5 protein-coding genes are annotated in these 11,242 nt (G+C 72.4%); 4 read left to right on the top strand and 1 reads right to left on the bottom strand.

What is annotated here, in order from left to right:
• Positions 1 to 48: 48 nt before the first annotated feature.
• Positions 49 to 7,479: an Ig-like domain-containing protein gene (locus Q0L15_RS01185; RefSeq protein WP_296601663.1), complete on the top strand. Its 7,431-nt coding sequence runs from the start codon at positions 49 to 51 to the stop codon at positions 7,477 to 7,479.
• A 68-nt stretch (positions 7,480 to 7,547) separates the two neighbouring features.
• On the opposite strand, the gene Q0L15_RS01190 is transcribed toward Q0L15_RS01185, so the two are convergent.
• Entirely contained in the window at positions 7,548 to 8,444 is an 897-nt protein-coding gene (locus Q0L15_RS01190; RefSeq protein WP_296601664.1) for a bifunctional 2-polyprenyl-6-hydroxyphenol methylase/3-demethylubiquinol 3-O-methyltransferase UbiG, read from the bottom strand.
• 54 nt (positions 8,445 to 8,498) lie between these two features.
• Between Q0L15_RS01190 and Q0L15_RS01195 the strand changes: the two genes are divergently transcribed.
• The 3 genes from Q0L15_RS01195 (at position 8,499) to Q0L15_RS01205 (ending at position 11,157) form a co-directional block, all read left to right on the top strand.
• Positions 8,499 to 9,632 (top strand): GTPase family protein, encoded by a 1,134-nt coding sequence (locus Q0L15_RS01195; RefSeq protein WP_296601665.1) that lies wholly within the window; start codon positions 8,499 to 8,501, stop codon positions 9,630 to 9,632.
• 22 nt (positions 9,633 to 9,654) lie between these two features.
• Positions 9,655 to 10,368, top strand: coding sequence for an NAD-dependent deacylase (locus Q0L15_RS01200; protein WP_296601666.1), 714 nt, complete (start codon positions 9,655 to 9,657; stop codon positions 10,366 to 10,368).
• A gap of 78 nt (positions 10,369 to 10,446) precedes the next feature.
• Positions 10,447 to 11,157 (top strand): hypothetical protein, encoded by a 711-nt coding sequence (locus Q0L15_RS01205; protein WP_296601667.1) that lies wholly within the window; start codon positions 10,447 to 10,449, stop codon positions 11,155 to 11,157.
• Positions 11,158 to 11,242: the final 85 nt, after the last annotated feature.

Raw genomic sequence — 11,242 nt, forward strand, 5'->3', positions numbered from 1 at the left:
GTTTTGCCATCATGGCAGCGCTGACGCCACCGCACCGAAGGGGACCTGATGCGCGCGCTCCGTCACCTGCCGATGTCCGTCCTGGGCCTGGTCCTCGTGATCGCGACGCTGGCCGTGGTCGCACCGCCGCAGACATCGGCCGCTCCGACGCCGGCGGCGGTCGTCTCGATCTATCCGCCGGGCGTCACCGGCGGCACCTTCGACCTGGACCGCCGGCTCTACAACCCCGACCTCGCCTCGTGCGAGGAGGAGCGACCCGCCAACCAGTTCGTTACCTACCCCTCCTATGCCCAGAGCGCGACGCAGATCTGCGCGATGTGGGGCCTGCAGAACGCGGCCGCTGCGGCGTACAACGCCATGCACGGCTACGACGAGGGCGACGAGGTGATGGTCAGCAGCCTCTACGCCCAGGCGGGACTGGTGCAGACGTTCCTGCAGCAGATCGCCTACGCGGTCGGCAAGAACGTGAGCGGCGTGACGCCGGCCCAGCGGGCGGCCTACCAGTGGTTCCTGGCGATCCAGCAGCACTTCCAGCGCACCGCCGCGGCCGAGGCGCAGCGCGAGTACCAGAAGTGGCGGACCCAGCAGTGCGGCTACCGGCCGCCGAACACGACGGTCTTCGCCTACAACCCGAGCAGCCAACCGGTCTGCAACCCGGACGGCAACCCGGGCATGATCGGCCTGTTCACCAGCGTCGCGCCCCCGACGTACGCCAACTTCGTCCAGTACGGCCGGTACGACGCCGAGAAGATCCTCGGGCTGGCCCACCAGGCCGAGGAGCGCATCGACCGCACGCTGATCGACAACGGCATCGTGGCCGGGTCCGGCGCGGTGGCCGCCGTGCTGGCAGGCGGAGCTCCGCACGTCGCGGCGACCCTCGAGTCGACCGCCGGGGCGCTCGGCTCGTTCCTGCGCGTGGTCCAGCCCCACAACCGCGCGGTCTACAACTCGCTCCGGCAGGCCGGCCAGGTCGTCTCCAAGGCCGTGCAGGGCGCCGTCAAGGCCGGCCGGGTCGTCCTGGGCAGCCAGCGTGTCCTCAACCAGATGCGCGCGGCCGCCGACCTCGTCAAGACCGGCGCTCGCTCGCTGTCCGGCCCGATGACGATCGCGACCATCGCGATCACGATCGCCGTCACTCGTGGCATCAGCGTCTTCACCGCGGCTGCCATTCCGAAGCAGCTCGCCGACGATGCCGCCGCGGCCGAGCCTGCGAACACCGACCGCTACGTCCTCGACCTCCTGACCGCCGACCAGGGCGTCGACGCACCCATCGTCTACGCCAACTACCGGGCCCAGCTGCAGTTCCCCGCGCACACGGTGGGGGTGCAGGCGGCGCCGTCCGCGTGCCCGGCCTGCGTGGTGTACGACGAGATCCCGTTGTCGGCCGCCAACCCGCCGGCGCGCATCCGGATGACCGCGCTGCACCCCGACGGCACGCCGAGCGGCTGGTCGAGGCTCGACTCGGTCGCCACCCGGATCAACACCTGGGGCATGGGGGCGTCCAACGGCGCCCTGGGCGTGCCGACCGTGAGCGTGGGCATCGCCGGCGGCAAGGTGTGGACCAAGCAGGACCCGTCCTCCGCACCGACGGACGAGACCGAGGCCGGGCTGTCCGGCTGGCTGCCCTCGGGTGAGCTGCGCTACTTCGACCCGTCCGGCCAGCCGATGATCGCCTACCTCAACGGCGAGCAGTTCCTCACCCAGACGAGCCCCGGGTCGGTCTCGGCGGGTGGCTACGACGCCGGGAACGACTGCGCGACGCCGGGCCAGTGCACGACCTCGACGTCCATCGTCGTCATGGGTTCCGGCGGCACCCCCGAGCTCCGGAACGAGATCACGAACGGCACGTTCTTCGGCATGGAGTGCACCGCGAACACGCCGGGGACGCACGACTGCCTGACCGACACGCTGAGCCCGAACGGACGGCTGGTGCCGGCCAACGGCACGAGGATCCGGACCTCGGACGGCGAGGTCCTGGAGCAGAAGGGCACCAGCCAGCTCTACCGCCTCACGATCGTCCCCAACCGCGGCACCGCGCCGGCGGTCTGGGTGACCAACCGCCACAACTCCGTCGCGACCAACAAGACCAACGGGCTGCCGCCGGGCGGGGGGCTCGTCGCGGGCGAGACCGTCAGCTTCGTGGCGTCCGAGATCAGTGACGCCGGCTACGACACGACGTACACATGGCACGTCCAGACCGTCTGCCCGGCCGACCCCGACCACCCGGCGCAGACCATCCAGGGCGTCCTCGTCTGCTCCGACGACCCGAGCTACGGCAAGCGCCAGCTGCCGGCCAACCAGCAGAGCCTCACCAGCTGCGAGGCGACGGTCGGTGTGTGCACCCCGGACGCCGTGCTGGGCGTGACCTGGACCCCCGACCCGGCCTTCCACGGCGGTCCGGTCGCGACGATGACCGGCCGGAGCGTCGAGTGGACCTGGCCCGCACCCGGCACCTACCACCTGCGGCTCGTCACGACGGACGAGTACGGCGTGACCCGGTCCTCCGACCGGGATCTCGTGATCTCCGCCGCCACCGCTCCGCGCAGCGTGCTCTCCTTCGCGGCCGCGGCGGATCCGCAGCCGGGCTCCCTCGGCCCGTCGGTGATCGGGCCGGTCGCCAACGACACGGCGCTCACCGTCACCGGGTGCGTCGTCTCGCCGGCGGCGATCGGCACCACGCCGTACGCCACCCCCGCGGTCACGATCGACTGGGGTGACGGCGGCGCCGCCGACGACGTCACGGTCCTGCGCGGCGCGGGCGGCGGCTGCACGACCCCGTGGCGCTGGGAGGCGACCCACACCTTCGCGGTCGACACGCACGGCCGGCCGCTCGTCCAGGTCCCGATCACGGTGACGACGCGCGACGTGACGTTCCCCGCCACGGAGCCGGAGGACCTGCCACCCGGCACCCGCGCGTCCTCGAGCGCGACGGTCTTCGCCAACGTGCACGCCGCCCAGCTGCCACCCACCTTCCTGGGCGGCGCGTCCGCGACGTACGACTTCGTGGCGGCCGAGCGCAACCTCGTGGTCGGCTCGGTGGCCAGCATCCCGGACGCGAGGATCAGCTATGCGCCGGCGTCGGGGGTCACCGCCGGTGGCGTGAGCTGCACACCCGGCCTGCCGTCGGGCACGGGCTTCGCGACGCTCGGCGGCAACCGCTTCCAGATCAGCGGCATCCCGCGTGCCAGCTCTGGCGGCTGCTACGCGGTCACCATCACCGCCGAGATCCCGCACGGGAGCGTCGAGCAGCACGCGGTCATCGTCGTCGCCCAGCCGCCTGACATCACGTCGGCGGCGAGCATCGCCTGGGACCCCGCCACCTCAGACCACTCGTGGACCGTCACGACCAGTGGCTTCCCCGCCCCGGGGATGCGGGTCACCGGCGTCGACTGCACCACCGGGTGCGGCACCGCTCTGCCGCGTGCGGTGACCTTCCACGACAACGAGGACGGCACCGCGACGCTGTCGACGACCGGCCTGTCGGCCGACGACACGGGCGTCTACGAGGTGACCATCGAGGCCGCGAGCTCCAGTGGCTCCGTCACCCAGGTGCTGACCCTCACCGTCGACGGACCGCCGGTGTTCACCAGCCCGGCGACCACAGGCTTCAAGACCGGGCAGGCCGGCTCGTTCGCGATCGGGGTGTCCTCGGTCGTGCCGGTGACGCTCACCTGCCACGTCGACGGCTCGAACGAGCAGTGCCGCACCGGTAACGGTGCCTATCCCTTCATCTCTCACGACTTCCCCTCGGGGAGAGGCCTCTCGCTCGTCGGATCGACGATCGCCGGCATCCCAGCGACGGCTGGCCGCTATCCGGTCACGCTGACGGCCACGAGCGACGCGGGCACGACCACCCAGGAGCTGACCATCTACGTCTCGGCGAGCGGCGGCGCGACCATCACCATGGTCGACACCGGCAACGACGACAACCTGGTGAGCTACGTCCCCGGCGAGATCCCGGCGGGCGAGGCCACGTTCATCCTCGGGACGCACGGTGTCGTCACGCTCTGCTCGAACGTCCCGGGCGACGAGCTGCGCACGGAGACGGTCGTCGAGGGCAGGCCGGTCCCCACCCCGCTGCCGGCGGGCCTGTCGATCGAGCCGGTCGCCAACACGCGCTGCGGGGCCGGTGACCAGCAGCTGGAGCTGAGCGGCACCCCGACCGCTCCCGTGCCCGGCGCGAGCGGCGCCACGGCGTACCGACTGGTCGACGACGCCAACGGCCTGGCACTGCTGACCCTGCGCCTCCTGTCCGGAACGGCGCCGGCGTTCAGCTCCCCGGACACCGCGCAGTTCCGGGCCGGGCAACCGGGCTCGTTCACCGTCTCGCTGGGCACGGCCCACTTCATCGACCGTCGCTACGGCCTGGGCTGCATCACCGGAGCAACAGGGCTGCCCGCTGGTCTGTCGCTCACCGGCGGCGAGAACGGCACGGCCACGATCGGCGGGACCCCGCTCGCCGGCGGCCAGAGCAAAGCCACGGTGACGGGCACCGACTGCCAGGGCCAGTCGACGACCCAGCAGCTCACCATCGACGTGGCCGAGGCTCCGATCATCACCTCCGACGACACCGCCGGCTTCCGCGCCGGCGTCGGCGGCACCTTCGAGGTCACCACCAACGCCACCGCCCACCCCAAGCCGGCCCTGAGTGTCGCCGGGCTGCCCGACGGTGCCACGTTCCTCGACCACGGCAACGGGACCGGCACGATCACGGTCTCCCCGCAGATGCCCGCCACCGAGACCGAGGTCGCGCTGAGCATCACGGCGAGCTCGTCCGCCGGCACCGACTCCCAGCAGCTGCGGCTCGCGGTGGGCTCGGCCCCGGTCATGATCTCGCCCGCCAGTGGCGCCACCGTCGTGCTGCCGCGCGACCTGACCGCGTCGTACGTCGTCCGGAGCTCCGCGGTGCCGGTCGCGGAGCTGACCGCCTCGACCCTGCCCGCCGGGCTGGTGTTCACCGACAACGGCGACGGGACCGGCACCCTCGCCGGCGCCCCGACCGCCCTCGGTGAGACGGAGGTGACGGTGACGGCCCGCAACGGCGTCAGCCCGGCGGCGACGAGCGCCCTGCACGTCGTGGTGACCGACCCTGCCTCGCTGGCCGGCACCACGAGCGGCGCGCCGTGCGCGACCTCCTCGGGCGTCGAGGACTACGTCTTCGTCGCGGCCACCGAGAGCAGCTGGGTGCTGTGCGGCGCAGGCACGCCGGCGCCGGCCCTCACCCTCCAGTCGGTCGAGTGCGACGGCGACGTCACGAACCTGCCGCCCGGCCTGACCTTCACCGACCGCGGCGACGGCTCGGCCGTCATCGAGGGCGCCGCTGCCATCGGCTCGGGTGCGGCCTGCCCGGACGGCTACAGCGTCGCCGTCGCGTTCGCCAACGCCGGGGGAACGGTGGTGGAGGAGCTGAGCTTCTCCGTGCAGGAGGCGATCGAGCTGGCGAGTCCGACGACCACGGCCCCCTTCGTCCCGGGTGCGCCGAACACGGCCGCGATCGGCGCGGCGGCGGTCCCGCTGCCCTCGTTCGCCGTCGAGTCCGCCGATCCGCTGCCCGCGTGGCTCGAGCTCGTCGACCAGGGCACCGGCACCGCCATCGTGACCGGTACGCCGCCGACGAGCGCCGCCGGCAGCTCCGTGACCTTCAGCCTCCGGGTCACCAACGGCCAGGCGGCACCGCTCGTGGAGCAGATCACCGTGCCGGTCTCCGACATCGGGCTCGGTGCAGCCGCACCGCCGGCCGCCCGGCTGGGCACGGCGTACTCCCATCGGCTCGAGGTGCCGGACGGCGTCACCGTGAGCCTCGCCGAGGGCGGGGCCCTGCCCCAGGGCTTGACCCTCTCGCCGGCTGGTGTCCTGGCCGGCACCCCGACGGAGCTGGGCCGGTTCCCCGTCCCGCTGGCCCTGACCCGCGGTGGCACCACCCTCACGACCGGAGCCATCGAGCTCCACGTCGTCGCGGGCAAGGGTGCACTCACGATCTCGCAGTTCCGGACCCTCGATCCGAGCGACTGGTTCGTCCAGGTCGTCAACACCACCGAGGGCCCGATCGACCTGGCCGGGTGGCACGTCGGCCTCCAGCCTCCCGGAGAGGAGGAGTCGATCGAGGTCCCCCTCGGGACCGGCTCGCTGGATCCGGGGGAGACCGCTGTCGTGACGACGCCGTTGTCCTCGCTCGGATCGCAGCTCGGCGTCAGTGGGACGAGCGCGGGCCAGGTGGCCCTGCAGTCGGGGTTCCGGGTCGTCGCCCCGAGCGGCGTGGTGACCGACGCCGCCGGTGTGGTGGGCGCCCTGTCGGACCTGGTGGAGGGCGACGGCGTCTCCTACCCGACGAGGCTGACGAAGGCGCACCTGCGCTACGCCTTCGTCCGCACCGGCTTCGCCGACGGCGCTCTCCAGGACTCCGAGGACAACGCCACCGACTTCACGTTCGCGAAGGTCGTGGGCGTCGAGGACCCGCCGGCCGACCCGCCCCTCGATCCACCGGCGCCGGGCACCACCTCGGTCTCGGTCGGCCTCGACGTCGCGGCACCGGTCTTCGGCCAACCCGTCACTGCGACCGCGTCGGTCACCGCGCCGGGCCAGGCTGCGGCCGGCACCGTGCAGTTCGCCGTCGACGGGGTCGACGTGGGCGGGCCGGTCACGGTGAGCGGCGGCAGCGCACAGTCCCAAACACTCGGTGCCCGGCCCGTCGGTGCTCACGCGGTGACCGCCGAGTACCGCCCGTCGGGGTCGGGCGCCACGGTCGTCGGGCGGGCCACGTTCACGGTCGGGCGGGCGGCCACGACGACCGAGGTGGCCGTCGGACCCTCGGCGTTCACCGCGACGGTCACCGCGGTCGCTCCCGGTGCTGGCCGGCCGACCGGCGCGGTCACGTTCCTCCTCGACGGCGCGGAGATCGGTTCGGCGCCGCTCCAGGACGGCGTCGCGACCCTGGAGCACGACGTTCCGACCGGGGCCTCTCCCACGGTCGCGGCGTCGTACGCCGGCGATGGCAGCTTCACCGGCTCCTCGGCGTCCACCGCCCGGCGTGACCCCGCCATCTCGGCGCGCATCTCGTCCGCGGAGCCGAGGAGCACCTCGGGCTGGTACCGCACGGCGGTGACCGTCAGCTTCACCTGCACGCCCGCCGGCGCGCCACTCGTCGGGGACTGCCCGGCGCCGGTGACCCTGCGACGCGAAGGTGCAGGGCAGGCGATCACCCGGACCGTCACCGCCGCCGACGGCGGGATGGCCACCGTCGTGGTGTCCCCGATCAACATCGACCGCACCGTCCCGGAGGTGCGGGTCCGGAGCGTTCGGGCTGCGTCGACCGGGCGGCCACCGCGCGGGGTCTGTGCCGCACAGGACGTGCTCTCGGGTGTGGCGAGCTGCACGATCACGCGAAGCATTCGTCCGCGCCGGGTGGTCTACGTCGCCGTGGCGACGGACGAGGCGGGCAACACCGCGACGGACCGGGTGGTGGTGAGGAGACGTCGATGAGACCCGGGCTGTTCACGAGAGAGTCGGCCCCGACTCGCCGTTGCCCTTCGCGCCCGGGGGGCTCGCCGTCACGACGATGGGTCGGCGAGCCCCTCCAGCCGGAGCGTGATCGAGTCGTAGCGGGGGGTCGTGAACGCACCCCAGCACGCGCTCTGGTGGACGTGCGCCTCCAGTGGAGCGAGCTCGGCCACGAAGGCGTCATCGATGACGTTGATGTGGCCCTGCGTCAGACGGTCGGCGGGCTCGTTGAACGGCGCCGAGACGAAGACGCCGAGCCGCGCCATCTCCTGCATCCGCCGGCAGAAGCGCACCGGGTCGGGGATGTGCTCGATCGCGTGGGTGCTGAGCACGATGTCGTAGACACGGTCGTGCTCGTAGGCGTCGGCCTGCACGAAGCGCACGTTCGGGAACGTGGTCGTGATGTACGTCGCCCAGGTGTCGACGATGTCCAGCCCCGTCACCTTCATCCGGTAGCCGAGCGCGCCGGAGTCGTACAGCTCGGCGAGCAGAGCCGTGCCGTGGCCGGTGCCCGGGCCGACGTCGAGGACCCGGAGCATCGTTCCCCGCGGCTGCTCGGCCACGAGCCTCTGGATGTGCGGCAGCAGCTCGATCATGTACTGCATCGACCGCACGCCCCGGACCTTCCCGAGCGGCCGGTCCGGGTCGCGCGAGTCCTCCGGCGAGGCGAGGAGGCGGGTGTGGGCGACGAGGTCGTGCACCTCCCGCGCGGCGGCCCGCTGCGCGCGCGGCCGACCGGACGCGAAGGCCTGGTCGATCCGGCGCCTCATGGCGACCGCGGGCCGCGGTGGCTTGCGGCGGCTACGCCGGCGAGCCTGGGACGTCGGTGGCGGCGGCGCACCCGTGACCAGTCGCTTGGTGGCCCGCATCATGTCGAGTGCCGCCCGGTCGCGAGGCTCGGGGAGCCGGCCGGCCGTCGCCCGGGCGAACGCTCCGAGAAGTCCCATGCCGTCGCACTCTGCCACAGCGCGTGGTCTTGCCGCGGCTGCGATGCTGGAGCCATGGCGACCCCTGCTGACGACTGGTTCGGCCAGGCCTTCTCGAAGGCGTGGCGGGACAAGGCCGAGGAGATCGGGCGCTTCAACCTGGCGATCTTCGGCAAGACCGGCGTCGGCAAGAGCACGCTGGTCAACGCGATCTTCGGCAGTGACATCGCGGCCACCGGCATCGGCGAGCCCGTCACCCGCGCCGAGCACCTCTACCTCCACCAGAGCGGCACGCTCGGGGTGCTCGACACCCGGGGGGTCGAGGTCGGACGCGACAACGACGTGCTGATCGGCGAGCTGAAGGACTACCTCCACGGCATGCGCCGCAAGCCGTTGGCCGACCAGCTGCACGTGGCTTGGTACTGCGTGCGCGCCGGTGACCGGCGGTTCGAGGCGACCGAGGCGGAGTTCGTCCGGGCACTGCACGACCTCGGTCTGCCGGTGATCCTCGTGCTCACGCAGGTGCCCAGGTCGGGTGCTCGCGTCCACCCCGACGCCGAGGCGTTGGCGTCGAGCATCGCCGAGCTGCGCCTGCCGATCGTGGACGGCCTGATCCACTACACGATGGCACAGGCCGACGACTTCACGGGGCAGACGGCGTACGGCTTGCAGGAGCTCCTCGATGCCACCTTTCGCGGCGCGCCTGAGGGCGTCGCCCACGCCATCACCGCCGCCCAGCGCATCGACTACGCCCGCAAGCGCGAGCGCGCCGAGAAGGCGATCAAGACCGCGACGGGAGCCGCCACCACCGCCGGAGCCTCCCCCATCCCCTTCTCCGACGCGGCCATCCTGGTTCCGCTCCAGATCGGGATGATGGCCTCCATCGCGGTGACGTACGGCGTCCCTCTCGAGCGTTCGACCGCGGCGTCGCTCGCCGCGACCGCGGCCGCCACCACGGCGGGCCGCTCCCTGGTGACGAACATGATCAAGTTCGTGCCCGGAGCCGGCACCGCCGTCGCCGCTCCGATCAGCGCGACCGTGGCCGGCACCTTCACCTATGCGATGGGGCACGCCTGGCTCCGGGTCTGCGAGCGGCTCGCGCGCGGCGAGCTGGGCGCGGTCGGCGGTGCGCTCGACGGGGAGTCGGTGCGCCGGGTCTTCCTCGAGGAGTTCAAGACCCAGGCCGCGCGGCGGCGGATGGGTTCATGATGGCCTCGTGAGGATCGGTGGGGTGGATCGGCTCGTGAGGATCGTGGTGCTCACCGGCGCCGGGATCTCCGCCGAGAGCGGGGTCCCCACCTTTCGCGACGCCGAGGGGCTGTGGCACGGGCACCGGGTCGAGGACGTCGCCACCCCCGAGGCCTACGATCGCCAACCGGGGCTGGTCCACCGGTTCTACGACGAGCGCCGCGCGGCCCTGTCGTCGGTGGAGCCCAACGACGCCCACCGGGCGCTGGCCCGGCTCGAGGACGCGGTGGGCGACGAGCTGCTCGTCGTCACCCAGAACATCGACGACCTCCACGAGCGCGGCGGGTCGCGCCGGGTGCTGCACATGCACGGTCGGCTCCGCTCCGCGCTGTGCCGTGGCTGCCGTCGACGGTTCGAGTGGACGGGCACGCTCGGTGACCGGCCGCCCTGCCCGCGCTGCGGGCGGCGCGAGCTGCGCCCCGACGTCGTGTGGTTCGGCGAGCTCCCCTACGAGATGGACCGCATCCACGACGCCCTCGCACGGGTCGAGCTGTTCGTCTCGGTCGGCACCTCCGGAGCGGTGCATCCCGCCGCCGGGTTCGTGCTGTACGCCGCGGCCCACGGCGCGCGCACCGTCGAGCTCAACCTGGTGCCCAGCGCCGGCAGTCACCTGTTCGACGAGGCCCGGCACGGCCCGGCGTCGCGCCTGGTCCCGGCCTGGGTGGACGAGCTGCTCGGCCGGGTCGGGCCGTCGTAGCCCTTCTGGGGGATGGACCGATGCCGCGATGTGGCAGTTGTCTGGCACGGTTGCCCCACCAACAACAGGAGGAATCGCGTGGCGCGTATCGCAATGGCAGTGACCGGGCTCGGGGCGGCGGTCGTCCTGACCGCGTGCGGCGGCAGTGACGGCGGCGGGTTCGCCGACGAGTCGGCCGACGAGATCGTCAAGACTGCGAAGGCCGACATGGCCGACCTCAAGGCCGTCAAGGTCTCCGGCTCGGTGACCAGCGACGGACAGCAGATCGACATCGACCTGCAGGCGAGCTCGGGGGGCGACTGCACCGGCACGATCGGCATCGCCGGCGGCACGACCGAGCTGCTCGGGGTCGACGGCTCGACGTGGATGCGGCCTGACGAGGCCTTCTGGCGCACGACGGCCGGCAGCTCCGCCGACCAGGTGATCTCGCTGGTCGGCGACAAGTGGGTCGTGATCCCGGCCGAGGACGACTCGTTCAACACCTTCTGCGACGTCCAGGAGCTGCTCGACCAGATGCTCAAGGACGACAAGGAGGACGGCTCGACCTACTCCAAGAAGGGCACCGAGGACGTCGACGGCGACGAGACGATCGCGATCGACAACAAGGACCCCGAGGACGGCACCTCGACCGGCTACGTCCTCGTCGACGAGCCGCACTACCTGGTCAAGATCGAGAAGACCGAGGGCGAGGACACCGGCGAGGTGACGTTCTCGGAGTTCGACGAGGAGTTCGATGTCGAGGCACCGGCCGACGACGAGGTCATCGACCTCGACCAGCTGGGCGCCTGACGACGTAGGTCGAGGGACTCGTCGGACCCTAGGGCCCGACCAGCGCTCCCGCGTGCGGGGGCAGCGTCAGGCGGCCGGCGTCGAG

Source organism: Nocardioides sp. (assembly GCF_024509035.1).
Classification (GTDB): domain Bacteria; phylum Actinomycetota; class Actinomycetes; order Propionibacteriales; family Nocardioidaceae; genus Nocardioides.

Excerpts from the sequence above, each read along its gene's own strand:
- Q0L15_RS01190 (WP_296601664.1), bottom strand. The coding sequence starts at position 8,444 with ATGGGACTTCTCGGAGCGTTCGCCCGGGCGACGGCCGGCCGGCTCCCC.
- Q0L15_RS01195 (WP_296601665.1), top strand. The coding sequence starts at position 8,499 with ATGGCGACCCCTGCTGACGACTGGTTCGGCCAGGCCTTCTCGAAGGCG.
- Q0L15_RS01185 (WP_296601663.1), top strand. The coding sequence starts at position 49 with ATGCGCGCGCTCCGTCACCTGCCGATGTCCGTCCTGGGCCTGGTCCTC.